Genomic DNA, 25,463 nt, shown 5'->3' on the forward strand with positions numbered 1-25,463 from the left:
CGCTTCGACCGGCTCGAAGCCAGGTACCGGCGCGGCGGCCGAGCCATCGCATCGATGCACCGCTCGCGACCCCGCCGCTGTCACAGTTCGCTCATCTCGATACCGGCGATTGCCGCACCCTGTTCCGCGCCGCCCTCGAAAGCGCTTGGAACGACATCCCTTCCACCTGCCCCGGGGGCCGCGCTGTACCCCAGGATCGCGGTGGCCGCGGCCGCACCGTACGCACGACTCGCGACATCCGGACGCACGGACGGGAAGTTCGAGCGATGTATCACCGTGACGTTGTCGGCCACCGTCACCGTGCTGTCCACGCGGGTCACCACGCAGTTGCCACCCGACTTCGCCGTCAGGTCGACCACCACCGCACCGGTCGGCAACGCCGCCAGCCCCGACCGGTCCAGGAGCACCGGCGCGGGCGTCCCGCGCCGGCCGGCCGCACACACCACCAGATTCGGACGCACGGAACGGATGTAGTCCGCGACCCGGCCCGGATCGGGATCGAGGAGAAAGCGATTCGCACCACGGGCCGACGCGGCGGCGTGCTGCTCGGCTCGGCGACCGATAACGGCCGGCGACGCATCTCCACAGTGAACCGCGGCGTCGATGGCCGCGAGCCCGGCCTGTCCACAGCCGATGATCAGCGCGCGCACCACACCATCCGGATCCTGCTCGCGCAGGCGCTCACGCCCCTCGCGGTAGGCCACCTCACCGGCGATCCGGCTCATGGCGGTCAGCGGATCGAGATGAGCCGCTTCGAGATCCGGTGGCATGTGCTCGAAGCCCACCGACTCCACCCCGTATTGGCTCAGCCGGTGAATGGACCGGCGGCGTTTCACCGGATCCTGGAATCCGAGGAGTAGTTGCCCGGTCCTAGTCGGCATCGTATCCAGGTCGTAGGCAGGCGGTTTCACCCAGGCGACCAGGTCGGCGACTGCGAAGACGCATTCGGGTCCGGGCACCACCGAGGCGCCGGCGGCCCGATAGTCGGCGTCGTCGAACCGGGCCCACCGACCGGCATCCTGCTCCACCACCACCTTCAGCCCGCTGCGGACCAGCGCCGTCACATCATCCGGTGTGGAGGCGACACGCAATTCGTGGGCGGCGGTTTCGCGCAGCACGCCGACGGTGGAGACACGCGGAGACCGGGCGGGAATCCGTCGTTCCAGCAGGGCGCCGGAATACGTCATGCCGGCGTCGATCCGCTGGAGCAGCCGCTCGATGCGGTCGAACAACTCGACGACCAGGTCCGGACCCACCTCGCCGGTGGCGCGCCGGGGCGTTGTCACGTTGAGCCGCACGCCCATTCGATGCGATCCGGTGCGGTCCAGCGCCACGCAGTCGATGCCGGCCGCCATCAGCAGCAGGTCCTCCAGGTCCGCGCTGGAGCGCACCGCCGCCGCCGACATCACCCCGGCATCGAATTCGATCGTGAGGAACATGCCGTCCCGGCTGCCCAAGGGCCGCAGCAATTCGGTGCCGAATCCGGCATTGATCCCGGCCACCAGCCGCCGCGCGGAATCCATCCGTTCCCGCAGCAGCACACGATTCCGGATCAGGTAACCGTCCGAGGTGCCCTCGATCGTGGCACGGGCCAGATGTGTTGTCTCACGCTGGAACGCGACGCGCAGTCGCTCGCGCACCCGGGCCAGCCACTGCTGGTCTCCCGAACAGGCCGCACCCAGCTTGCACGGGCCGAAGGCGTTGAACGCCTTGGAATTACCGGTGATGCTGAGTACCCGGTCATACAACCGGACCGGACCGTCGGCCGTCGGGACGACGATCGACGCGATCGGTACGTGCCCCGCCACGAGCAAGTCGAACGACATATCGCAGATCACCGGCACATCGGCGGCGACGAGTACCCGGCCGATCTCGACCAACTGCTCGACGGTGTAGTCGGCTACCACGGGGTTGCCGGGCAGGGTCAGCAGGACCCCGCACAGGTCTCCATGAGCCGCATGATGTTTCAGGGTTCGCGCCAGCGAGACCGGGTCGATCCGGAAGTCGCGGTCGGCGGTCACATCGCTGGTCGCCATCCGCATGCCGAACTTGGCGATGTGCCCGGCCACGCTCTTGTAGTAGCCCTCCGGGCAGACCAGGACGCCACCGGGCCGAGCCAGCGTGGCGATCGCCTCCTCCAGCAGGACGGTGCTCGAGTAGGGGCTGACGATCACCTCGCCGGGATCGATATCGACTCCCGGCATTCCGTCGATCGGTTGCGATATCCGTGCGAACAGCCGCTCGGCGGCCAACCGGCGCAGGACCGCCGGCTGCTTCTTGGCGTAGGGCGACCCGTCCCGGCCGTCGGTGAGATTTCCGCCGCCCGCCGCGCCATGACCGGCCATCACCTCGGCCCATGCGGAATTCAGGGCCGCCGTGGCGTTCCGGTCCATGGGGAGCCCGGTTTCACCGTGATACGCGTCGATGATCCCGCGATAGATCCGGCCGTTCGTCCCGGCGAACCGGCTCTCGCTGTCGAGGTAGTTCCGCGCGAGATGCTTGCGCTGGTCGGAACGGTCCGCCACGTCGACGGGGTCCAGCGGCGGCGACACCGCGAACCCTCGGCTCATCTGGGCGCGCCTTCAGAGCCGGGCTGCCCGTCGTTCCAGGCCTGACGCAGGGCCGCACGGAAACGGTCGCGGCAGTCCTCCTGGTCCAGGTGCTCGAACCGAATCAGTCCCGTACTCTCCACGAGATCGTTGACGACGAGCGCCATTCCGTCCGCCCTGAGATCACGGAGGTGCTTGAACTTGCGGTGGGCGGTCTGGACGTCGTGCCACAGTGACGAGAACCGGCTGGAGTCACGCTCGCGGCGGCGGAAGTCGTAGTCGCCGGCCAGTACGTAACTGTCGTCGACGATGAGCATGCCCTGTGCGTTGGGAGCGAACTCCCTTTTCACCAGTGTGGTTTCCACCTTCGCCTTGACCTGTTGCCAGAGCTTGTCCTCGTAGGGCGTCACGTTCACAACGTCGTCCAGCACATAGACACGCTGCACCGACACACCGGATCTGGCCTTGGCGAGGATTGCCCGGTGATATTCGACGCCGACGTCGCCGCCGATCGCGCCCAGTTCGGCGGTGTGGATCGCGCAGATCCGCTGCTGCGCGCGATCCAGCACGGTGAGCCAGTCCAGGACCGTATTCCATTCCGGCACAACGACACTGCCCGAGGGAATCTGAACCAGTACCTCCTCGGCCCGGACCAGCTGGCGCTCGGCGATCTCCCGGAGCGGCACGAGTTGCTCGCCCATGTCGTCGAGGTTGGACAGACTCTGGGCGAGCGCGAGGACCCGGGTGGCCAGGTCGGGCTTCTCGGTCGAGAGGATCTCGAAGCGGATGCGCAGGTCGCTGATGACACGCTCGGCCTCGGTCTCGTCGTCCAGGCCGGGCAGGCGTTCGCCCAGGGCCGCACTCAGCTTTTCGCGCTGGGGGCGGGGTGGAACGCGTCTGCCGTTCTCGATCTGTTGAATCAGACTGCGCGAGCAGCCGACCCGATCGGCCAGCGCCTCCTGGGTGAGATTGCGTTGCCGGCGGAGTCGCTTGACTGCCGCGCCGATCTGCTCGCCGTCCGAGGCCGAGCCAGACATGCTCGTCTCCCATCATGATCCGGATTGCTCAGACGTGTCATGCGAAGCCCATCCTAAGCACGATGTGTCATCTTCGCCATCACAGACCTGGCACGAATCTTCCGATGCTTTTGCCGGTCAGGCTGAAACGGGCGAAACAACCATGGCGAATATCAGCTGGGCCCCAGATCTGCGATTCGAATGCAGCAGCGATCAGCACCACAGCACCCAAACCGCTTGATATCTACGATATCTGAGATACATGTACGCCTATTCGCATCTTTCTACGCACTCTTCGCTTTCCATGTATCAGCCATGAGCAATTCTTCCGGCTATGTGCCATCGAAGCACTCCAGTATCGTTGGTGCTACAACCACTCTTCGAGGAGGCGCCCGACCTCATGGCCCTCGAATTCACACCCTGGACCGTCCGCAGCGACAAGACGCCCGAGATGGCCATTCGCACAACCCTTTCCACGAACAGCTGGGTGCTCACCTGGCTTCCGGATCGATTGCTCACCCAGGAAGCCGCCTGCCACGGCCTGGTGCTCGACGAGATCCTGAGCGATCCGAATCCGGACGATCCCGAGCAGGCGCTCGCGGTGGCCGAGCTGCTGGCCGCCGAGCTCGACCTCACCCTGCGCGAAGTCGTTGTGCTGCTGTGGGTTCGGTCCGCACAGCGAGACCTGCGCACCGAATCCACAACCGGCGCCGCCGCACTCGGCGGCCCCGGTCCACAGCTGATCAGCTAATCCGCTGACCGGCGCCACCTTTCGAGATCCCGGGGAGGAGATCTCCATGACCACCGATTCCACCATCCGATGTTCGCGCTGCGGCTGGACCAATGCGCATGATGCCGGCGCCTGCCGGGGCTGCGCGCGGCCGCTCGGGCGGATCGCGGCGGTGCCGCTGCCGTCGGCCGGGTATCGGAGGTCCAGTGTGATCGGCACGATCACCTCGTCGCCGCGACCGATGGAAATGCCTGCGCTGCAGCCACTGTGGTTCGTGGGCACGGCGGTCGCGCTGGTCGGCGAGGGAATGCTCCCGCTTTCGCGGGCGGCGATGGCGGTGACGGCGGGAGGGGTGGCCGTCACCGCCCTGCTCGTTCACCTGGCGGCCCGGCCTCGGATCGGGCCGCTGGCCCGGCTGGCCGGGCGCTGCGCGCCGGTACGCCGGTACCTCGGGATGCGGGTCGGTATCACCGATGATGCGGGGGCCCACTGGGTTCTGCATTTCCTGCCGCTGTTCGGCACCGACCTGCACCTGGGCGATCCCGCGTTCGCCGACGGCCACGAGAACCGGTTCGGCGAGTTCCGGGCGCTCACCGTCACCAATATCCGCACCGGCAACCGGCATTTCAGCCGCTGGGCGACCGCCTCGATCGCCGCCGCGACCAGCGTGGTGCTGGCCGGGCTGATGCTCGGGACCGCCCCCGCCTGATCAGGCGCCCGCCCGGGCCGCCGCCGGTAGCGGCGGCACCGCGGCGGGGTCGGAAAGGACTGCGCGGCGGGCGAAGCCGAGGGCGCCGGTGAGGATGCCGTTCTCGCCGAGGGCCGCCGGGGTGACCCGCAGGGCCAGGGCGGGCGCGAGGGCCCGGCGGCCGGCGAGGCGGGACTCGATGACCGGGATCAACCAGCGGAACCACTCGCTCAGCAGGCCGCCGAGGACCACTTCGTCGGCATCGAGTAGTGCGGTGATGGACAGGATCGCGGCACTGAGGGCCACGGCGGCCGTGTCGAGGGCGGCCGCCGCGCGCGCGTCGCCCCGTCTCAGCAGGGCCAGCAGCTCCGCCTGGGCGGGCTGCGAACCCTTGCGACGCAACAGTTCCCCGAGTCCGGCGGCCTCGAACACCGCCTCCGGGCCCGCGAAGCAGACCAGACAGCCGCGGGCGCCGCAGACGCAGGCGGGGCCGTCCATAGCGACCGGAATGTGCCCGGGTTCGCCGGCGATGCCGTGGCTGCCGGTGTGGATGCGGCCATCGAGGACGACGCCGCCGCCGATCCCGGTGCCGGCCTCGATCAGGACCAGGCCGCGCGAATCATGCTGCAGGGCATGGAATTCGGCCAGGGCGGCGGCGTTCGCGTCATTGACCACGTCGATCGCGACGGTCGGCGCGGGCAGCCGGGCCGCCACCAGGGCGCGCAGGCGCACCGGTTCCAGCCAGCCGAAATCCGGTGCGACCACGACGGTTTGCGCCGCGTCGTCGCGCACCGGCCCGGCCATGGCGATCACGATCCGGGCGAGTACCGGCGCGGGGTGCGGGCCCGAATCCGTTTCAGCGACGGCGTATCCGGGTAAGGACGACTCGATGCGGGCGATGACGCCGGCGACGGCGTCCGCCATGGCCTCCGGCGTGCCGGGGGCCAGGTCGTGCGGCACGACTTCGCGGTGGACGCCACCGCCCGCGAGATCGGAGACGGCGACACGGAGCTGTTCGGAGGTGATCTGGATCGCGGCAACAGCGGCGCGGCGCGGTTCGAGGCGGAGGGGCCGGCCGGGGCGGCCGCGGGTGCCGGAGCGCAGGACGTCGTCCTCGCGGAGCAGGCCACGGTCGGCGAGATCGGCGACGAGGGCGGTGACGGAACCGTGGGCGAGTCCGGTGGCGGCGGCCACCTCGGTGCGGGGGCAGGGACCGTGGTCGGCGAGGTGACGCAGGACCAGGCCCAGATTGCGGCGGCGGATGGCGGCGGCATCGGTGGGCGGGGGTGCGGGATCCACGGGGTCGAGACTAGGGTTTCGGTTAATTATTTCAAGTGTTGACGTAAATGGTGGATCAGAGGTTGGCATGGCCGCGGAACACATCGGACGACGGACCCTCCTGCTCGGGGCAGGGGTAATGGCCCTGACCGCGGCCTGCTCGAGCGGGCAATCCGGATCGGACCGGACGAGCGCGGCCGACACCGTCACCACCGCCTCGGGGCCCGTCCGCGGCGAGCGCCGCGAAACCGGCGTCGCCTTCCTCGGCATCCCCTTCGCCCAGCCGCCGATCGGTGATCTGCGCTTCGCCGCGCCCAAGAGCCCGGTCCCCTGGGTGGAGACCCGCGACTGCACGAAGTACGGACCCACCGCGCAGATCAAACAGCTGTCGGAGGTGACCGCCATCCCCGAGCCCTCCATCCCGGGCGACGGCATCCTCACAGTGAACGTCTTCACCCCGAACCCGGACCGGACCGCGAAACTGCCGGTACTGGTGTGGATTCACGGCGGCGGCTTCGTGGCGGGCAGCCCCGCCAGCCCGTGGTACGACGGCGCGGCCTTCAATCGCGACGGCGTGGTGCTGGTGTCGGCCGGCTATCGGCTCGGCATCGAGGGCTTCCTGCATCTGGACGACGCCCCCGACAATCGCGGGGTCCTGGACTGGATCGCCGCGCTCACCTGGGTCCGCGACAATATCGGCGCGTTCGGCGGCGACCCGGCCCGGGTGACCATCGCGGGCCAGTCGGCCGGCGGCGGCGCGGTGTGGGCGCTGATGAACACCCCGTCCGCGAAAGGACTTTTCCGCGCGGGCATTTCGGAGTCCGGCGCGGCCACGCAACCCAATGATCGCGCCACCGCGCTGGCCATGTCCGAGCTGTTCACCAAGCGCACCGGTGTGCCCGCCACCGCCGCCGCGCTGCGCGACGTCAGCAAGATGCGGTTGCAGGACATGGAGGACGCGCTGCGCGCTCCCGGTCCGGACAGTACCGCCGCCACCCTGCTCGGCCTCGCCCCTTGGGCGGACGGCACACTGATCCCCGCGACCAGCGCCGAGGTCCTGAAATCCGGTGCGGACCAGGATATTCCGCTCATGATCGGCTTCACCGCGCAGGAGTTCAACGGCGCCTCGCTCAGCGGCGAACAGCCGCCGGTCACCGACGCCACGCTGCCGGCGGCCCTGGGCGCGCTCGGTTTCGGCGCCGCCACCACCGCCGCGTTCGGTCTCGCCTACCCGGGGATGAACGCGAATCAGCTTGCGGGACAGGCGCAGAGCGACGCGGTCATCCGCATGCCGTCCTACCGGGTGGCGGAGATGCGGGCGGGGCGCAACCAGCCGACCTGGCTCTACGAATTCACCTGGGCCTCGAATGCGCCCAAGTACCGGGGCATGTCGTTCCACTGCCTCGACGTGCCGTTCGCCTTCGACCTGCTGGGAGCGCCGGGCGTGACCGCGGTGGCGGGCGACAATCCGCCGCAGTCGCTGGCCGATGCCGTGCACCGGGCGTGGGTGTCCTTCGTCAATGACGCGGACCCGGGTGGCGGCTGGCCCCGCTACACTCTCGACCGGCGCGAGACCATGATCTGGTCCGATGCACCGCACGTCCAGTCCGATCCATTCGCCGCACAGCGTCCGATCTGGCTGCGCTGACACCGGAGGCTACCGTGTAGCCGGAGCCGGAAGCCGTACGCGTCGAGTCGGATGGGTGGTAGGCATGCAGGTGAACCGCTGGATCGCACCGGTCGCGGTGGCCGTGACCCTGGGACTGCCCGCCGCACCCGCCGCCCACGCCGATCCCGGTGACACGCAGGTCGCGCTCGGCGGCGGCTCCGGTCTGGTCCTGGGCCGCGCCACCAGATGCAGCCTGACCACCATCGGCTACGACACCGCCGGCCGACTGATCGGCTTCACCGCCGGCCACTGCGCCGAGGCGGGGACCCCGGTGCGCGGCGAGCAGTTCCCCGATGCCGGAGTGGTCGGCGTGGTCCGCGACGCCGACCAGCAACTCGACTATGCCGTCATCGAATTCGATCCGTCCGCGGTCACCCCGCTGCGCACACTCAACGGCAGCACCATCACCGCCGTCGCCCCCACACCACCGGCCCTGAGCATCGTCTGCCAGAACGGCCGCACCAGCGGCCACGCCTGCGGCGTCGTCTTGGCCTCCAGCCCCGTGGGCTTCCTCGAACAGGCCTGCTCCAGCTACGGCGACTCCGGCGCTCCCGTCACCAGCGGCGACCAACTAGTCGGCATGGTCTCGGCGCCCTTGATCAGCGACACCCGCGTCATCCACTTCAGCTGCACCAACGCCGACAACCCGGTCCACACCCCCGTCATAGCCGTAGCCTTCGACACCATCCGCGCCGCCGTCGACGCCGGCAAGGGCGTCGGCAGCGGCTTCCAGCCGATCTGACCTCCGGCCTACCCGGCGAGCATGTCGAGCGCCCGGTCGATGTCCGCCTCGGTGTTGTAGAGGTGGCAGGCCAGCCGCAGACGCCCGGCCCGCAGGGCGCCGATGATGCGCGCCTCGCGCACCCGCTCCAGGGTCTGCTCCGGCACCTCGATCGACACGATCGCCGAATTGCCCTCGGGCAGGCCGAGTCCCTTGCGCAGCCGATTCGCCAGCGCCACATCGTGCCGGTGAATGGCGTCGATCCCGACCCGTTCGATCAGCTCCAGGCTCCGCCGCTGCCCGATCCACGCGGGCCACACCGGCCCGACATCGAACCGGCGCGCGTCCTCCGCCAGCCGCAACGGGCCGTCGTAGACGGTCTCCCAGGGGTTGTACCCGGCGTACCAGCCGGCGGCGACCGGGCTCAGATCATCCAGTGCCGCAGGCGTTCCCGCAAGGAACGCGGTGCCCTTCGGACCGAGCAGCCACTTGTAACCGACACTCACGATCCAATCGGCCCCGGTATCGCGCACCGGCAGCCAGCCGGCGGCCTGGCTCACGTCGAAGAGCACCCGCGTGCCATGGGCACGGGCGGCGGCCACGGTCGCCGCGACATCCAGCACCGCGCCGTCGGCGGACTGCACCAGGGCGGCGGCCACCACATCGTCGCCCGGCCGGATCGCGTCCGGCAGGTCCGCCAGCGGTACGACCCGCACGTTCAAGTCGGTTCGGACCAGGAAAGGCCAGAGCACCGAATTGAATTCGTGCTCGGGCACCAGCACGTTCGCGCCCGGCCGGAGGCTCTGCGCCACCAGCCCGACCAGTTGCGAGACCTGCGCACCCGCCGCCACCTGGGCCGCCTCGAACCCGGTGAGCCGTCCGAACGCGGCCCGGCACGCGTCGACGTGCGCGTCCACGCCGGGGATGTCGAACTCGCCGTGCATGCGCTGTTCCTCGGCCGCGATCACCTCTGCCACAACCGATTTCGGGAGCAGGCCGTAACTGGCCGCATTCAGGTAGGTCGTCGTGGGCGCGAACTCCTCGCGCACCATGGCCGGGAACGAAGGCGGAGTAGTGGTCATTCCACCATCCTGCGATCCCGGCCTGCGGTGCCGAAAGGGCCAGCCGCCGGAAAACTGGCTTGATCGTGAATCCGGCGGCCTGGGAAAAGGGTCAGGCGGAACGGGATTCGGCGGGGGTCGGGGTGGATTGGCGGGTGGTGCGGCGGAAGCGTAGGACGCCGTCCTCCAGTGGGGCCTTGCGGAGCATGGCGCGGTCGCGGAAGTAATTGTTGATGACCTGCCACGGGCCGCGGGTGCCCTGGCGGGGCATGACGCCGTCACCGCGCTGGATGTAGCCCGAGGTCAGCGCGCCGCCCATGAGGGACGCCTCGGAGCGGTCGCCCTCCTCGGGGATGGCGACGACCTCGGTGAATCCGTTGTCGCGCATGTGGTTCAGCAGGCGGCAGAAGTACTCGGCGGCCAGATCGGCCTTGAGGGTCCAGGAGGCGTTGGTGTAGCCGAGGATCACCATCATGTTCGGGACGGTGCCGAGCAGTGCGCCCTTGTAGGCCACCAGATCCCGGGTGGCGAGCGCTTCGCCGTCCACCTCCAGATCCGCGCCGCCGAGCATCTGTACGGTGAGACCCGTTGCGCTGACGATGATGTCGGCCTCGAGCTCCTCGCCCGAGGACAGGCGGATGCCCTTCTCGGTGAAGGTCTCGATGGTGTCGGTGACGATGGACGCCTCACCCTTGCGCAGCACCCGGAACAGGTCGCCGTTGGGCACCACGCACAGGCGCTGGTCCCACGGGTTGTAGCTCGGGGTGAAGTGCTTCATGTCGATGTCCGGCCCGACCTGCGCGCGCACCGCGGCCAGCATGAGCTTGGCCGACAGCTTGGGGTTGGTGCGCGAGAGCTGGTAGCTGGCCCGCTGCAGCGCGATATTGCGCGCCCGGCCCGCCCTGTAGGCAATGGCGGCAGGCACTCTCGCGAACTTGAAGCCGACCGCGACCGGGTCGTCGGCGGGCAGCGCGGCGATGTAGGTGGGCGAGCGCTGCAGCATGGTGACGTGCGCGGCGTCGTTGCTCATGGCCGGGATGAGGGTGATGGCGGTCGCGCCGCTGCCGATCACGACCACGCGCTTGCCGCGGTAGTCGAGGTCCTCGGGCCAGTGCTGCGGGTGCACGATCTGCCCGCCGAAGTTCTCCTCGCCGGGGAACTGCGGCCGGTAGCCCTTGTCGTAGTCGTAGTAGCCGGTGCAGCCGATGAGGAAGTTGCCGGTGTAGGTCTCGGTCTTGCCGGTGCGCTCGTCGAGCACCTCGACGGTCCACACACCCTGGTCGCCGGACCAGGCGGTCTTGGTGACCTTGCGACCGAAGCGAATGTGGTCGGTGACGCCGTATTCGGCGGCGGTGTCCTCGATGTACTGGCGGATGTGCGGACCGTCGGCGAGCACCTTGGTGCCGTGCCAGGGCCGGAAGCCGTAGCCGAAGGTGTACATGTCCGAGTCGGAGCGGATGCCGGGGTACTTGAACAGGTCCCAGGTGCCGCCGATGGCGGTCCGGCGCTCCAGGATCAGGTAGCTGCGCCCGGTCTGCTCGCGGGTCAGATGACAGGCCATGCCGATTCCGGACAGACCGGCCCCGATGATCAGTACGTCGACATGCCGCGTCATTGAGGTTCTCGCTTCTGGTCGCGCCCGGACACCGGCGTCCGGACGCACCGAGTATTACATGTTATTTACGGTAACGTCTACCTTCGGGCGGCGGGTGGGGACCAAAGTCCCCGTTCCGCGCCCATCGCCCCGATCAGGCCGCGCGGACCCGCCCCGGGCGATCCGGTTCCGACCGGTAGCGGGTGGTCGCGCCGTCGATACCCAGCGCCTTCCACACCTGCTTGGACACCGGATTCATCAGCCCGATCTTCTTGGCCAGCGACCGCACGTCACCGAAGAAGCCCGCGAAGGCCTCCTTCGAGTCGGGCAGCCCGAAGAAGACGTCCTTGCGGACCGAGCGCGGAACCCCGAATTCCCGGAAGAACGCGCGCGGCGGAACGAGGATGGCCCGCCCGCCGACCCACAGGACGATCGGGAAGGCCAGCGACAGCACGAACCTGTCCATCGGGTTCGCCTGCGGCACATGATGTTCCAGGAACTCATGGGCGAAGGAGATGTGCCGGGCCTCCTCGGCGATGTGAATCGCCATGACACCGCGCATGATCGGATGTATGTCCTCGCCGGCGCGCAGAATCGCCTTCTGGATGTGGTCGATCGGCTCCTCGCCGGAGAGCACCGCCATGAAGAACAGGTTCGGGAAGACCGAGGCCAGCGGCGGCACCAGATAGGTGAGCTGCTTGAGGATCGGGTTCATGCCGGGCACGTCGATCCCGATGCGGTTCACCATCTCCTGGAACATCAGGGTGTGGTTGCACTCCTCGATGACCTCGTGGGTGCAGTACCGGAACTCCGGTGAGCCATTGGGCAGTTTGAAGGTGTGCTGCACCATGCCGCCGATGAGCAACGTCTCGAACTGCAGTCCCACCTTGGCGATATTGGCCTGCCGCCACAGCCCGATGGCGATCTTGCGCGCCTCGGACTGCGCCTGATACCACGGATGCCGGGCGAACATATCGCCGGAAACCGGCAGGATCCACCGCTTGTCGTCGGTCTTCACCGCGAAATCGGGGTGATCCCAGTCGATATCGGTGTAGGGATCGAAATTCTTGTCGACCGAGCCCTGCGAGAGCAGCATGAGCTTCTCGGCATATTGCCGGGCGAATGCGACCGCAGGGTCGTCGGCCGTCACGGATGCTGACGTCATTGTCAGAACCTCTCGGGAAGTGACCTATGTATCTGTATCCCATAGTTACGCCTATATTGGCCGGTCGTCAACAGGAATCCGCCCGCGCTGCCCGCCGCCTTAGGTGCGCGAGCACATAGGGTGGGCCCATACTCGACACCCTGATCCTCGGCCTGCTGGCACTGGGCCCGCTGTCGGGCTACGACCTGGGCAAATGGATGGACGGGCCGGGCCGGTTCGTCGGCTACCGGGCGACCCTGCCGCAGGTGTATCGCACACTGGGCAAGCTGGTCGAGCGCGGGCTGGTCGAGTTCGAGGTCGAGGCCCGCGAGGGCAAGCCGGATGCCAAGATCTACCGGCCGGGATCGAAATGGAGTTGCTCGCCGGTGCCCGGTTTCTGGGATCCTGGGCTGGTGAACGCAGGGGAAATCACCGTCGAGTTCGCGCCCGAGCTGCGCGTGTTCGTCGGTCAGCGCGACGGCTCGCCGGTCCGGGTGGACGGCACCTCGACGCTGGGACATGTGGTGGAGTCATTGGGTGTGCCGCTCACCGAGGTGGGCGTCCTGCTGGTGAACGGGGAACCAGTTGCGGCCGGGCACACTCCACGCGGCGGCGAGAGCGTCACGGTGGCGGCGGTGGCCCGCCCGCAGACCAGTCCCGAGCCACTGCGCTTCCTACTCGACATCCACCTGGGCACCCTGGCCCGGCGGCTGCGCCTGCTGGGAATCGATGCGGCATACGAGAATCCGGATATCGGCGACGCCGCGCTGGCGGCCCGCTCCGCGGCCGAGCACCGGGTGCTGCTCTCCCGCGATCGCGGCCTGCTGCGCCGCCGCGAAATCTTTTCCGGCGCTTATGTTTACAGCCACCATCCGGCGGAGCAGCTGGATGACGTGCTGTCCCGCTTCGCCCCGCGCCTGGCCCCGTGGACCCGCTGCACCTCCTGCAACGGCACGCTGCGCGCCGCCGACCGCGAGACCGTCCGCGACCACCTGCCCGACAGCACGGGCCAGACCTACGACTCCTTCGCCCAGTGCGTCGACTGCGGCCAGACCTACTGGAAGGGCGCGCACCACGCCCGGCTGGACGCCATCGTGGCGGACGCAATGGCCAAATTCGCCTGACCGATCGCGACCAATGCCCAGGTCGGCCCCTGCCAGGCCGCGATCGTGGGGTTCGTCCAGAACGTGGCCGTCACATCTTCGGCAATACCGAGGATCTGACCTGCACCACGGCTTCAGCGGGCGCGGGCGGCCGCCGCGGCCGCGTCGAGGCGGGCGCCCAGGGCCTTGACCTGATCGCGCAGCACCTCGATGTCCTCTATCGGGACCCCGACCAGGTCCACCACGGTGCGGATCATCTGCTGTGCGCCGTGCTGGAGTTCGCGGCTGGCGTCGGTGGCGTGCAGCACCACCGCCCGGCCGTCGGTGGCGCTGCGCACGCTCTCGACCAGGCCGCGCGACTGTAGTCGCTGGACCAGGGGCGAGAGCGTGCCGTAGTCGAGATGCACCTGTTCACCGAGGTCCTTCATGGTGATGCCGGGCCGTTCCCACAGCGCCAGCAGCACCAGGTACTGCGGGTAGGTCAGGTTCATGTCGTCCAGGAACGGCCGGTAGGCGGCGGTCATGGATCGCGACGTGGAGTACAGCGCGAAGCACAGCTGAGCATTGAGCGACAGCAGTGCGTAGTCGATCTCCTCGTCCGCTCCGGCCCGTTGCCCGTCGGGTGCGGAAGGCGGATGTTCGTGCATTACTGCACTGTACTGCGGACCGTGGCGAGCACGGCGTCGGTGGCCGCGCGATCGCCGACAGTGATGCGGATACCGGTGGGATAGGCCTTGACGTGGATGTCCGCGCCAGCCAAAGCCGTTGCCACCCGATCGGCCTCGGCGCCGGACAGCGTGAGGTAGGAGAAGTTGGCGTAGCTGTCGGGAACGCACAGGCCGAGCTCGCGCAGCCCGGCGGTGAGATGAGCGCGATGCTCGCCCAGCACCGCCACCCGCGCCGCGATCTCGTCTTCCGCCTCGTAGCAGGCCCGCACCGCCACCTCGGCCAGCGCGGTCATGCCGAACGGCAGTTGCCAGCGGGCGATGCGCTCGATGAGCTCCGGCGCACCGAGCGCATAGCCGACCCGCAGGGCCGCCAGGCCGTACGCCTTCGAAAAGGTGCGCAGTACGAGCAGATTCGGGTGCCGGTCCAGCAGGGCGAAGACATCGATGCGGTCCGCCTCGGCGACGAAATCCACGTAGGCCTCGTCCAGGACGACGGTGACCGCCGCCGGGATCTCGTGCAGAAAGGCCTCGAATTCCCCTGCCGGCACCAGGGTTCCGGTCGGATTGTGCGGGCTGCAGACCACCAGCAGCCGGGTCCGTTCGGTCACCGCGGCGGCCAGTGCCGCCAGGTCCTGGCGGCCCGAGCCGGTGAGCGGCACCGTGACGGGCCGCCCGCCCGCCATGCTGGTCAGGATCGGGAACCCGTCGAAGGTGGGCGTCGCCATGACGACTTCGGCCGCGCCGGAACCGAATTCCTGGACGATGTGCATGATCACGCCGGTCGCACCCGCGCCCACCACGATGCGATCGGGGTGGCAGCCGAGCCGGGCGGCGATCAGCCGCGGCAGCCGCTGCGGCAGGAATTCCGGATAGCGATTAGCCGAGGCCAGGGCGGCGCTCAGCGCCTGCTGGACCGAGGGCGGCGGTCCGTAGGGAATCTCGTTGAGCTGCAGCCGATGTCCGGCCGTGATCAGCGGACTCATCGCGGCCGGCCCCTCAGCGCCCGCCCCAGCGGACGGCGGCGGCCCCGGCGAAATCACCCGCGTGCGCGAAGCCCGCGAACATCACCAGCGACCCGGCCGGCACCCGGCCCTCGTCCACCGCCCGGTCGAAGGTGACGGGAATGCCCGCCCCGAACAGGTTTCCGCAGTCGTCGAAGGTGTCCGGGTGCCGTTCGGGCGGCAACTGCAGGGCATCGCGCCAGTTGCGCAGGAAAGCGCGGTTGGGCTGATTGGTGACCAGCAGATCCAGCTCCTGCGCGGACACCCCGATGCGACCGCACACCGCATTCGCGACCTCGGGCACCAGCCGGTTGCCGCGCTGCAGCACCTTGGCGATCTTGGATTCGGTGAAACCCACGTGCATCTGGCCGGATCCGGCCTCCCAGTAACGGCGCGGCGGGTCGGCGATGACGGTCATCTGCCCGGCGAACTCCGGCAGGTGCCGGGTCTCGATATCCAGGATCGGCGAAGCATCGGACTTCACCAGCAGTCCCGCGCCCGCACCGTCGCCCGGAATCGCGGCCTGCGCCTTGCCGCGCACCTGCTCCTGGGTGAAGACCTGGCCCGCGACATTCTGGATGGTCACCACCAGCGCGGAGCGGGCGTCGGACGAGAGCAGGATCTGGCGGGCCAGCTTCATGCCGTACACGAAGGACGCGCAGCCGCCGTTGTGCAGGTCGATCAGCCACTCGGGCGCGATGCCCAGGCGCGCGGCCACGTCGCCGCCGCTGCCCACGATGCCGATGTCCGGGAGCTGGGTGTGCACGATGAGAACATCGATGTCGCGCAACGCATCCCGGCCCTGTCGGGCCAGGATCGGGGCCACGGCGCGCTCGGCCATATCGGCGGGCGTCTCACCGGGCGCGACATGGTGACGGAACTTGGGGGCCTTGAACATGATGTTCGAGGTGACCTCGTCCGGATCCGCGTACTGCGCGAAATAGTCTGCCGGGACAATGTTCTCGGGCAGGTATCCGGCGACGTCGAGCAGGCTGACGGTGCTCATGATCAGGCCATCCATTCCGGCTTGATCGGCTGCCCGGCGGCGTGCCGATGTTCGCAGATCGCTTTGAGATTGCGCAGTTCCAGCAGGTGCCCGGCGGCGAAGAGGTGCCAGAAGTCGCCCACCCAGACCGGGCGGCCCTGCGGCTCGGTCTCGGGATAGCCGTTGTCCTCGTAGAAGGGGTGATGGCAATTGGTCCAGGTGACAACGGATCCCGGCTTGTTCAGCACGAGTTGCGCGTCGACGACCCGCATCAGGTAGATCATCCACAGGTGGTCGGCCTGATCCCAGGCGCAGTGGTAGTCCACGGTGCGGGCGTCGGGGTTGGCGACGGTGCGGGTGTAGATGCGGGTGTGCGAGCCGATCCGATCATCCGACACCCAGATCTCGGGATCGCCGGTGCGCTCGAAACCCCGCATGCTGTAGGTCCATTCGCACAGGCTGCGCGTGTCGGCCAGATATCCGTACACCTCGTCCGGCGGGGCGGCGATGAATTCGGTGACGGTGCAGTAGTCCCCGTAGATCTCGTCGTGCGGGTACACGGCGCGGGTCATGTCGAGTACCAGCGGCATGCCCTCCTTGAGGGCCATGGTCTCGATGCGGTACACGCCCGGGATATCCAGCTCCGGGACTTCGATCGGCGCGTCGGTGACGGTCTCGGTCATGCGAGGGGCTCCTTCAGGAAGGGGGCGAACGGTGGGATTTCGTCTGGGTCACACTGCAGTTCGATGAACGCGGGCCCCGGTACCGCCCGTGCCTTGTCCAGTACATTCTCGAATTCGGACAGGGTGCGCGCGGTCCAGGCGGGCAGCTCGGGAAACATGGCCGCGACCCCCGCCCCGATCTCCGCCGCCCGGAACCGGTTGAAGCTGTACTCGCCGGAATAGAAGACCTGCTCCCGCGTCACGCACATGGCGTGCGCGTTGTTGTTGAACACCACGAAGGTCACCGGCACCTGGTACTCGACGGCCGTGTGCACCTCGTGGCCGTGCATGAAATACGCGCCGTCCCCGGCGATCACCACGGCCCGCCGCCCCCGCCCCAGCGCACACCCGATCCCCGCCCCGAACGAATACCCCATTCCGCCCATGCCGAGCGCGATGAGAAACCGCCCGTCCTCGGGGACCCGCAGGTAGTGCACGACGGCGGCACCTGTGTTCCCGGCATCCACGACCACATCGGCCCCAGGCTCGAGCGCCGCCTCGATGGCCGCGACGGCCGGGCGATATCGCACACCCGGCCCGGACGCGGGCGGGACGGTCAGCTCGGGCAGTGGGCGGGGATTCGATTGCACACCAACCGATTCCGAGGTGAATACCGTGTCACCAGCCATCGCCGAGGTGCCCTGCAGGACGGCCGATTCCGCCAGGAAAGCACGTATTTCGCCGAGCGATGCACCCAACGGCCCTCGCGCCCCGGCATGGACCGGCACGAACGGCTGTTCCGCTCCCAGATACACCACGCGCGGACAGGCGGCCAGCGCCGCATCCAATCCGGCCCGGGCGGTCATCGACAGCGGTGCCCCCACCAGCAGGCACAGCTCCGCCGCCGCGACGAGCCCGGCAGCATCGGGGTGCCCCATGACTCCGACGACCCCGGCGAAGCGGTCATCCCGATTCGAGAAGGCATCCTTGGCATCCGGTGTGACCAGCACCGCCGCATCCAGCACCCGCACCAACTCCGCAAGCTCGGCCCGTGCATCGGCCGCGGCAACCTCGGGTCCGGCGATGACAACCACCCGGCTACCGGAAGGCATATCGGCAAGCAGCGCCGCGATGTCCGCCGGCATTTCCTCCGAGCCCGCAATCGGCTCATCCCGGCCCGCGTGGGCGGGTTCGTATCGCAGGCCGGCCTCCAGGGTGGAGCCGCTCGATATCAGGGTTGCCTGAATGTCCTTGGGGAGCAGTAGGACTGCTGGGCCGCCGGACCGGGCAGCGGCGATGGCACGGTCCAGTTCGGCGGAGATGTCCTGGGGCCGAGTGACTTTGGCGCAGTGGCGGGAGACTGCGGTGAAGATGCGCTCGGCATCGAGGCGGCCGGGGTGGCCGCTGGTGTCCTGGAAGGCGCCGCGGCCTTCGAGGGTGGTCGGGGGCTGGCCCACCAGGGCCAGGACCGGGACCCGGGAGTCGAAGGATTCGGCGAGGGCGGCGAGGAGATTCATGGCGCCGCCGCCGGAGGTGGCCGCCACCACGCCGAGGCGAGTGGTTGCGCGGGCGTAGCCGTCCGCCATGGTGGCCGCGCCGAATTCGTGTTTGGCGATGATGCCGGTGAGGCCGGGGTGCCGGTGGAGGGCGTCGTAGAGGTCCTCGATATTGGCGCCGCCGACGCCGAAGATGTGGTCAGCGTGTGCCGCGATCCGCTCGGCAATGACGTCGGCCACGGTTCGGAATTCGGGCTTTCTCTCGGGCACGATCCCCCGTTTCGCATTGCCTTGTCCGCGATATATCGCACACAAGGTATCCATCCGGAGCGAACTCGATCAACATGGCACAAGTCACACTCAATTCGGAAGATGCTGTTGGGAAGCACAATTAGCCACGCGAAGACCCCGCCGGGGATGCCTCGGCGGGGTCCCGGTCCGGACGCAGGGGGAGAACCGGACCGCATCTGGATGGCTACCGGCGTGGGACCGGTCTATCCAGTCAACGATCGGCGGCCGGCCGGGGTTCAGTGCGAGCACCCGATCGGCGTGTCGGCCTTCCGAAGGCCGCGCGGGCCAGCCGGAGGCAGCGCCGGTCGCCGTTGAGAGTGAGCCCGAGGCGGTTGGGAACGTAGGCGAAGGAGAGCCCGGTTTCCGGATCGGCGAACCCGAGCGAACCGCCCATACCGGGCGTGCCGAAGGCGCGGTGGCCGGACGACCCAAACGGGAAGGCCGGGCAGGACTTTCGGAAACCGAGGTGGAATCGGGTCGTGGTCTTGAGCACGGCATCGGGTGCGGGCACCGGCCCCGGATCGGCGATGCGGGCGCGCACATCGTCCGCGATCGACAACTCACCGGTCAGCCCGGTCGCATAGATCCGCGCCAGGCCGCGCGCCGAGCCGACACCATTGCTGCCCGGCAGCTCCACCGACATGATCTCGGGTCGTACGAAGTCCTCGGGCATGCCCAGGTCCGGAACCGTCAGCGCCCGGAAGAGCGGACCCCGGCGCAGCAGCGCCGGAACCGCCTGATTCCAGGGCAGATTCCGCTCGTGCCGCAGGTCCAGCCCGGAGGTGCGGACCAGCCGGGCGATTCGCTGACCCCCGAGATCCGCATCCAGCCCGATCGTGAAATCGACGCCCAGCGGACCGGAGATCTCCTCGGCGATGAACCGCCGGATGCTGCGCCCGGCCGGATCGGCGCGACGCACCAGCTCATTGATGTACAGCCCGATGCTGACCGGGTGATAACCCTGCCGCGTACCCGGCGTCCACCCCGGCCGCTGTGCCGCCAGCACGCCGGCAACGCGATCCAGATCGAACAGGTCCGCCAGGGTCATCCGGGTATCGCGCAGAATGTGGAGGCCCACCTGATGATCGATCAGCTGCCGGACGGTGACCTCGGCCTTGCCTCGCGCAGCGAATTCGGGCCAGTACCGCGCCACCGGCTCGTCGTAGTCCAGCTGCCCGCGCGATACCAGCATGGCAAGCGACAGCGCCGCAATACCTTTCGTCGACGAGAACACCGGGGCGATGGTGTCCTGCTCCCACGGCAGCCGCCGGACCGCATCCCGCCAGCCGCCCCAGAGGTCCACCACGGGTGTGGCGCCATCGAACACCGCCACGGCCGCGCCGATCTCCCCGTGCTGGAAGTTGCGCCGGAACGCGTCCGCAACGCGCCCGTACCCGTCGGCCGCATACCCGTGAATAGTCATGTCGCTCATCGGACGCGAGACTACGACACGCCGCAGGCCAGGGGTGCGGGCCGTGACTCGCGCTCGAACCCCTGCCAGCCAATTGCAGAGCGTTCACCAACCGCGATCAGGGCGTCACCTCCTCACATGGCGGCTCTCAGCAATTGCGCCGTATGCTCGGCATCGGCACGAACGTGGCACCCAGCCACTACTCCCGCTTTTGAAGGGGCCTGGATGCCACGCACCACCCGGATAACCATCATGCTGCTGTTCGCGGCGTGGGTGGTCGATTACATCGATCGGACCGTGATCAATTTCGCGCTGCCCTCGATCGGCGACGACCTGGGTCTCGACCACACGCAACAGGGTCTGCTGGTGTCGGTGTTCTTCATCGCGTACGCGCTCATCCAGGTTCCTGGAGGTTTGCTGGCGGATCGGTACGGGGCCCTGAAGGTCGGCATCGTGGGCCTGACGGCCTGGTCGATCTTCACCGGATTGACCGCGGTCGCCTGGTCTTTCGCGGTCCTGCTGGCCATCCGGTTCCTGTTCGGTTCGGTGCAGGGTGTTTTCCCGGCGGCCGCCATCAAGGCGCTGGCGGAACGCAGTCTGCCCGAGCAGCGGACGACCGCGGCGGGCTGGACGAACTCCTCGAACGCGGCCGGCCTGCTGCTGGCCGCGGTGATCGCGGGGGTCATGCTGCCCACGGTCGGGTGGCGGGTGATGTTCGGGGTCATCTCGGTGCTCGGGGTGGCGGTCATCCTGGCGTGGCGGTGGTGGATGCCGGAACCGCTGGTGCAGGACGAGATTCCGGTCGCGAACGCCGGCACGAAGGCCGAACGCCGCGCCGTGCTGCTCTCGCCCGCGCTGATCGGCTTCGCGGTCGTCTTCTTCGGCTACGACGTGCTGGTGTGGGGTGTCACCGCGTGGACGCCGACCTTCCTGCACCAGCGCGGAATCTCCATGGGCGGCATCGCCATCGCCGCGGTGCCGACCACGCTGGCCGCGGCGGCCGGCGTCGTGCTGGGCGCCCGGCTCTCCGATCGGATCGGCGGGCGGCCTCGGGTGATCGTGGTGCCGGCCATGGCCTTCACCGCCGCCATGCTCTTCGCCCTGCCGCGAGCCGATTCCTTCCCGCTGTTCGTGCTGCTGGGCACGATGATGAGTCTGGTCGCCGGGATGGCCTACATGCCCGCGTTCTCGGTGCCGCTGCGGTCGCTGCCGAGCGCCTACATCGGCGCGGCCACCGGGGTGATCATCTTCGGCGGGCAGCTGGCGGGGGTGACGAGCCCGCTCGCCTTCGGTGTCATCACCGATCATGTCTCGTACACAACGGCTTTCGAAGCCATGGCCCTCGGACCGCTGCTGGCGCTGCTGGCAGCGGCCGTGGTCCCGCAAACCGCCGACGCGTTCCGGGCGACGGTGGCCCGCCGCGCCTCGGCGACCGTCCCGACGAAGGAGAGTCTCACATGACCGAGCACTGGCAGCAGGTCTACCGCCATCTGCACGCTCACCCGGAGCTGTCGGGCCAGGAGCACGCCACTGCTCGCCTGGTGGCCGATGAGCTGCGCGCCCTGCCCGGCTGGGAGGTGACCGAAAACGTCGGTGGCACCGGCGTTGTCGGCGTGCTCCAGAGTGGTCCCGGGCCGGTGGTGTGGCTGCGCGCGGATATGGATGCGCTGCCGGTGCAGGAGGAGACCGGGCTCGACTACGCCTCCACGATCCCCGGCGTCATGCACGCCTGTGGCCACGACGTACACGTCACGGCGCTGCTCGGCACCTGCGCGGAACTGTCGGCGAATCCATTGCCCGGCACGGTGGTCGCGCTGTTCCAGCCCGCCGAGGAGACCGGGGCGGGCGCACAGGGCATGATCAATGACGGTCTGCTGGAACGCTTTCCGCATCCGCGCATCGTGCTCGGCCAGCATGTGAGCCCGCTGCCCGCGGGCATCATCCTGAGCCGGCCAGGCACGCTGATGGCCGCCTCCGACTCGGTCCGGATCACCTTCCTGGGCAAGGGCGGCCACGCCTCCCAGCCGCACACCGCCATCGATCCGCTGCTCATGGCGGCCTCCCTGGTGGTGCGGCTGCAATCGCTCACTGCCCGCCAGACCGCCACCGCCGCCAGCCCGGTCCTCACCGCAGGCGCCCTGCACGCGGGCACCCGGCCCAACATCATCGCGGACACTTCCGAGGTCCTGCTCAGCCTGCGTACCTTCACCGACAGTTCGCGCAACCACATGGTCGAGGGCATCCAGCGCATGGCCGAGGCCGAGGCGGCCGCCGCCGGCGCACCCCAGGAACCGAAAGTCGAGTTCTACGACCACTTCCCGGTCACCGAGAACACCCCCGATGACACCGAACGGGTCCTGGCCACCCTCACCGCCGCCGGCCTCCCCGTCATGCCCATGGACAACCCCATCACCGGCAGCGAGGATTTCGGCGCCTTCGGCACCGCGGCCCACGCCCCCTCCGTCTTCTGGCACATCGGCGGCATGAACCCCGCCCGCTTCACCGAGGAGGACCAGGCCTACATGCTCACCGAAGGCGCCCTCCCACCCCGCTTCCCCTCCAACCACTCCCCCCGATTCGCCCCCGACCCCGCCCAAGCCCTCCCCGCCGCCATCACCACCATGCTCACCGCCGCCCGAGCCGAACTCACCCGCGCCTGAAAGCCGACCGATAGCAACGCATACCGCGACCGGGCCGACCCGAGTTCAGCGTCGGCCCTGTCCTTTTCGGGACGATCGATACGCGATAGTGGGCTGCCGAGGGGTTGGGAGTTACGCCAATATCGGTGCCAGTGGAAAGGCCGACCGGGCATCGCCGCCGGGTCGCGAATACCGAAGGCCGTCTTCGGATTCCGTGGAACGATTCTCTCCGCGCTCCGCGGTGGATGCGGCGGACGGCGATCCGAAGACGAAGCCGCGCAGGGCCAGGAAGCGGAGGCCGCCGATGGCTGCGGTGAGGGCGATGACGGCGGCCGCGCGGGTCAGGGGGCTGAGGCCGGGCGCGTAGGAGTCGAGGGCGGCCAGGGCGGCCGTGCTGATCAGGAGGCCGATGACGGCCAGTCCGCCGCCTTCCCATTGCGCGGTGAACCAGGTGACGCGGCCGGCGGCGCGGAAGGTGAGGTGACGGTGGAGTTCGTTGGCGATCACGGTGCTGAGGATCGAGCCGGCGATATTGGCGATCAGGGGGCCGGCGCTGTTCAAGGTCAGGAACAGTAGGAGGTAGGTGATATTGCTGGCGCCGCCGACCAGGGCGAAGCGGATCAGCTGGGCGAAGACGTGATCGCCGCGCAGGTAGCGCAGTCCGAGATCGGCGGTGCTGTTCACGTGATCACCGTCGCTGGCGCGACTGACATCGACCTGACGTCGACCTGACGCGCGGCTTGCGTCGGGCGCTCACTGGTCGAAGGCGATGTGGAGGTCGTCCGATTCGGGCAGGGTCTGGCAGGCGAGGGTCAGGCCCTGCGCCAGTTCCGCTTCGATCAGGGATTCGTTCATGAGCATGCGGGTGCGGCCCTGCTTGACGCTGCAGACGCAGGTGGCGCAGGCCGATTCGCGGCACACATAGGGGGCGTCGATGCCGTGGCTCAGCAGGACATCCAGGAGTTTCTCGGATCTCGGCCACGGCAGGGTGTGGGTTTCGCCGTCGATGTCGACCCGGACGGTCGCGACATCCGCGGCAGCCGTGCCCCGGGCGGTCGCCACGGCCTGCGTGGGTTCGGATGCCACCGGGGTGTGGCGTTCGAACGGGTTGCCGGTGAGCGAGCGGTAGTTCTCCTTGCGGATGGCCCGGCCGGGAATGCGGAGCTGACCGAGGCCCTGCTCCACCGAGGACGCGAAACCCGCGGGGCCGCAAACGTAGACGTCATGACGCCGGTAGGGACGTGCCCACAACGCGAAGACACGCGCGGACGGCAGCCCCCGCTCGGATTCGAGCCAGTGGGTCACCGTCAGGCGGCGCGGGTAACCGCGGGCCAGCTGCTGCAGCTGATTCGCGAAGATGATCGATTCCCGGTCCCGGTTGGCGTAGAACAGTGCGATATTGCCGCGACCGATGGCGAGCGCCGATTTGAGGATGGACATGACGGGTGTGATGCCGCTGCCCGCCGCGCAGAGCAGTAGATCCCGGTCCCACGCGCGCGGCACGAAATTGCCCGCCGGTTCGAGGACGGTGAGGATGTCGCCCGCGGAGACGTTGTCGCACAGCCAGTTCGAGCCGTAACCGCCCGGCGTGCGCTTGACCGTCACGGTGGGCCGGTCGTCGCAGTGCGGGCTGCTGGACAGGGAGTAGCAGCGGGCGACCGAGCCGGTGCGCTCGCTGGGAACGCGCAGGGTGAGGTATTGGCCCGGCGCGTAGGCGAAGCGGCGGGTCAGGTCGGTGGGGATATCGAAGATCAGCGAGACCGCGTCGGCGGTCTCGCTGATGACTTCGCGCACCTTCAGCTGGTGGGCGCGTGCGTTCAACGGGGTCCTCCCCGGCCGAACGCCAGCTCCCCCAGGGACTGGATACGCTCCATCGAAAGCGGTTGCGTCATCCGGCGATTGACGCCCGGCGCGATGCGCAGCATGAAGTAGCCCAGCCACGCCTCGGCGCGTACCGGAACCACCGCCAGGTCGTAGCGGACGGCGCGCACCACGGCCCGCGCCACCAGATCCGGGCTCAGCGGCGAGAAGGGCAGCCGCTCGGCCAGTTCCTGAATCTGCGCGGTGAGCTGCTGCCCGCGCTCCAGCAGCCGCGGATCGACGCCCACGGCGATCGCGTGCCGGGCGATATTCGTATTGATCACGCCGGGACAGATCGCGCTCACCCCAACGCCTTTGGGCCCGAGCTCCAGCCGCAGGCACTCGGTGAGCATCTTCACCCCGGCCTTGGACACCGAGTACGCCGACATCACCGGAGTAGGCGTGAACGCAGCCGCCGAGGCGATGTTCACGATGTGCCCGCGCTTGCCCTCATCGATCATGAGTCGCCCGAAGGCCCGGCAGCCGAACACCACGCCGAGCAGATTCACGCTCAGCTGATGCTCCCAATCCTCGGGCTCGAGATCCAGAAACGCCCCGCTGACCAGGATTCCGGCATTGTTGACCAGCACATCCGGCACCCCGTGATCGGCGTGCACGTCCCGGGCGAAGGCAGCCCACGCGTGCGGGTCGGTGACGTCGAGCTGCATGGCGACCGCCCGCTGACCCTGCGACTGGATGACGGCCACCGTCGACAGCGCCGCGTCCTTGTCGATGTCCGACACGATCACCCGGGATCCCATGCGCGCGAACCGCCGGGCCGTGGCCCGCCCGATCCCGCTGCCCGCACCGGTGACAACCACCAGCTTCGGATCGACACTGTTGAGTTTCACGAGACCTCCCGGCGCACCCTGTCACTGGCTCTCACGTCGCCAACCC

General features: G+C 68.8%; 22 protein-coding genes. 7 read left to right on the forward strand and 15 right to left on the reverse strand.

The features are described 5' to 3' along the window. Nucleotides 1-80: 80 nt before the first annotated feature. Both ABZ909_RS19795 and ABZ909_RS19800 read right to left on the reverse strand, forming a co-directional pair. Nucleotides 81-2,570 (reverse strand): aminotransferase class I/II-fold pyridoxal phosphate-dependent enzyme, encoded by a 2,490-nt coding sequence (locus tag ABZ909_RS19795; RefSeq protein ID WP_357001494.1) that lies wholly within the window; start codon nt 2,568-2,570, stop codon nt 81-83. Continuing rightward, a complete protein-coding gene (locus ABZ909_RS19800; RefSeq protein WP_357001496.1) occupies nt 2,567-3,586 on the reverse strand; it encodes a helix-turn-helix domain-containing protein in 1,020 nt (339 codons plus the stop codon). Before ABZ909_RS19800 ends, ABZ909_RS19795 begins: the two co-directional genes overlap by 4 nt. A 343-nt stretch (nt 3,587-3,929) precedes the next feature. Here ABZ909_RS19800 and ABZ909_RS19805 point away from each other — a divergent pair, with 343 nt between their 5' ends. Both ABZ909_RS19805 and ABZ909_RS19810 read left to right on the forward strand, forming a co-directional pair. Further along, nucleotides 3,930-4,316 (forward strand): hypothetical protein, encoded by a 387-nt coding sequence (locus tag ABZ909_RS19805; protein WP_357001499.1) that lies wholly within the window; start codon nt 3,930-3,932, stop codon nt 4,314-4,316. A gap of 46 nt (nt 4,317-4,362) precedes the next feature. Beyond that, nucleotides 4,363-5,004, forward strand: a complete 642-nt coding sequence (locus tag ABZ909_RS19810; RefSeq protein ID WP_357001501.1) for a hypothetical protein — start codon at nt 4,363-4,365, stop codon at nt 5,002-5,004. Here the strand turns inward: ABZ909_RS19810 and ABZ909_RS19815 are convergent, their stop codons facing one another. Further along, nucleotides 5,005-6,282, reverse strand: coding sequence for an ROK family transcriptional regulator (locus ABZ909_RS19815; protein ID WP_357001504.1), 1,278 nt, complete (start codon nt 6,280-6,282; stop codon nt 5,005-5,007). Between the two features lie 67 nt (nt 6,283-6,349). On the opposite strand from ABZ909_RS19815, the gene ABZ909_RS19820 reads away from it, so the two are divergent. Together ABZ909_RS19820 and ABZ909_RS19825 are read left to right on the forward strand one after the other, a co-directional pair. Further along, entirely contained in the window at nt 6,350-7,909 is a 1,560-nt protein-coding gene (locus ABZ909_RS19820) for a carboxylesterase family protein (protein WP_357001507.1), read from the forward strand. 64 nt (nt 7,910-7,973) lie between these two features. After that, nucleotides 7,974-8,672 (forward strand): hypothetical protein, encoded by a 699-nt coding sequence (locus tag ABZ909_RS19825; RefSeq protein ID WP_357001510.1) that lies wholly within the window; start codon nt 7,974-7,976, stop codon nt 8,670-8,672. Between the two features lie 8 nt (nt 8,673-8,680). Here the strand turns inward: ABZ909_RS19825 and ABZ909_RS19830 are convergent, their stop codons facing one another. The 3 genes from ABZ909_RS19830 to ABZ909_RS19840 all read right to left on the reverse strand — a co-directional run bounded on the left by ABZ909_RS19830 (nt 8,681) and on the right by ABZ909_RS19840 (nt 12,471). Beyond that, nucleotides 8,681-9,733, reverse strand: a complete 1,053-nt coding sequence (locus ABZ909_RS19830; protein ID WP_357001512.1) for an aminotransferase class V-fold PLP-dependent enzyme — start codon at nt 9,731-9,733, stop codon at nt 8,681-8,683. Nucleotides 9,734-9,824: 91 nt separating this feature from the next. Further along, nucleotides 9,825-11,327: an NAD(P)/FAD-dependent oxidoreductase gene (locus ABZ909_RS19835; protein WP_357001515.1), complete on the reverse strand. Its 1,503-nt coding sequence runs from the start codon at nt 11,325-11,327 to the stop codon at nt 9,825-9,827. Between the two features lie 133 nt (nt 11,328-11,460). Beyond that, nucleotides 11,461-12,471, reverse strand: coding sequence for a diiron oxygenase (locus tag ABZ909_RS19840; protein ID WP_357001518.1), 1,011 nt, complete (start codon nt 12,469-12,471; stop codon nt 11,461-11,463). Nucleotides 12,472-12,668: 197 nt separating this feature from the next. On the opposite strand from ABZ909_RS19840, the gene ABZ909_RS19845 reads away from it, so the two are divergent. Beyond that, nucleotides 12,669-13,574, forward strand: coding sequence for a Mut7-C RNAse domain-containing protein (locus ABZ909_RS19845; protein WP_357001521.1), 906 nt, complete (start codon nt 12,669-12,671; stop codon nt 13,572-13,574). 113 nt (nt 13,575-13,687) lie between these two features. Here ABZ909_RS19845 and ABZ909_RS19850 read toward each other — a convergent pair whose 3' ends face one another. The 6 genes from ABZ909_RS19850 to ABZ909_RS19875 form a co-directional block, all read right to left on the reverse strand. Then, a complete protein-coding gene (locus ABZ909_RS19850) occupies nt 13,688-14,200 on the reverse strand; it encodes a MarR family transcriptional regulator (protein ID WP_357001524.1) in 513 nt (170 codons plus the stop codon). Beyond that, complete coding sequence (locus ABZ909_RS19855) at nt 14,200-15,204, reverse strand: aminotransferase class I/II-fold pyridoxal phosphate-dependent enzyme (RefSeq protein WP_357001527.1); 1,005 nt, start codon at nt 15,202-15,204, stop codon at nt 14,200-14,202. Before ABZ909_RS19855 ends, ABZ909_RS19850 begins: the two co-directional genes overlap by 1 nt. Before the next feature lie 13 nt (nt 15,205-15,217). Then, the gene (locus tag ABZ909_RS19860) at nt 15,218-16,228 is read right to left on the reverse strand and encodes a 3-oxoacyl-[acyl-carrier-protein] synthase III C-terminal domain-containing protein (RefSeq protein WP_357001530.1); all 1,011 of its coding nucleotides are present in this window, start codon (nt 16,226-16,228) and stop codon (nt 15,218-15,220) included. Between the two features lie 2 nt (nt 16,229-16,230). Next, nucleotides 16,231-16,890, reverse strand: a complete 660-nt coding sequence (locus ABZ909_RS19865; protein ID WP_357001532.1) for an SRPBCC family protein — start codon at nt 16,888-16,890, stop codon at nt 16,231-16,233. Then, nucleotides 16,887-18,635, reverse strand: a complete 1,749-nt coding sequence (locus ABZ909_RS19870; protein ID WP_357001535.1) for a thiamine pyrophosphate-binding protein — start codon at nt 18,633-18,635, stop codon at nt 16,887-16,889. The genes ABZ909_RS19865 and ABZ909_RS19870 overlap by 4 nt, the downstream gene beginning before the upstream one ends. A 232-nt stretch (nt 18,636-18,867) precedes the next feature. Further along, the gene (locus ABZ909_RS19875) at nt 18,868-20,088 is read right to left on the reverse strand and encodes a serine hydrolase domain-containing protein (protein WP_357001538.1); all 1,221 of its coding nucleotides are present in this window, start codon (nt 20,086-20,088) and stop codon (nt 18,868-18,870) included. A gap of 204 nt (nt 20,089-20,292) precedes the next feature. On the opposite strand from ABZ909_RS19875, the gene ABZ909_RS19880 reads away from it, so the two are divergent. After that, nucleotides 20,293-21,528, forward strand: coding sequence for an MFS transporter (locus tag ABZ909_RS19880; protein ID WP_357001539.1), 1,236 nt, complete (start codon nt 20,293-20,295; stop codon nt 21,526-21,528). Next, complete coding sequence (locus ABZ909_RS19885) at nt 21,525-22,727, forward strand: amidohydrolase (RefSeq protein ID WP_357001542.1); 1,203 nt, start codon at nt 21,525-21,527, stop codon at nt 22,725-22,727. Before ABZ909_RS19880 ends, ABZ909_RS19885 begins: the two co-directional genes overlap by 4 nt. Before the next feature lie 111 nt (nt 22,728-22,838). On the opposite strand, the gene ABZ909_RS19890 is transcribed toward ABZ909_RS19885, so the two are convergent. From ABZ909_RS19890 to ABZ909_RS19900, 3 genes are all read right to left on the reverse strand, one after another. Further along, complete coding sequence (locus ABZ909_RS19890) at nt 22,839-23,390, reverse strand: GtrA family protein (protein ID WP_357001544.1); 552 nt, start codon at nt 23,388-23,390, stop codon at nt 22,839-22,841. Nucleotides 23,391-23,459: 69 nt separating this feature from the next. Further along, nucleotides 23,460-24,527: a ferredoxin--NADP reductase gene (locus tag ABZ909_RS19895; RefSeq protein WP_357001546.1), complete on the reverse strand. Its 1,068-nt coding sequence runs from the start codon at nt 24,525-24,527 to the stop codon at nt 23,460-23,462. After that, a complete protein-coding gene (locus ABZ909_RS19900) occupies nt 24,524-25,417 on the reverse strand; it encodes an SDR family NAD(P)-dependent oxidoreductase (protein ID WP_357001549.1) in 894 nt (297 codons plus the stop codon). Before ABZ909_RS19900 ends, ABZ909_RS19895 begins: the two co-directional genes overlap by 4 nt. Nucleotides 25,418-25,463: the final 46 nt, after the last annotated feature.

It is taken from the genome of Nocardia sp. NPDC046763 (assembly GCF_040645495.1).
GTDB lineage: Bacteria > Actinomycetota > Actinomycetes > Mycobacteriales > Mycobacteriaceae > Nocardia.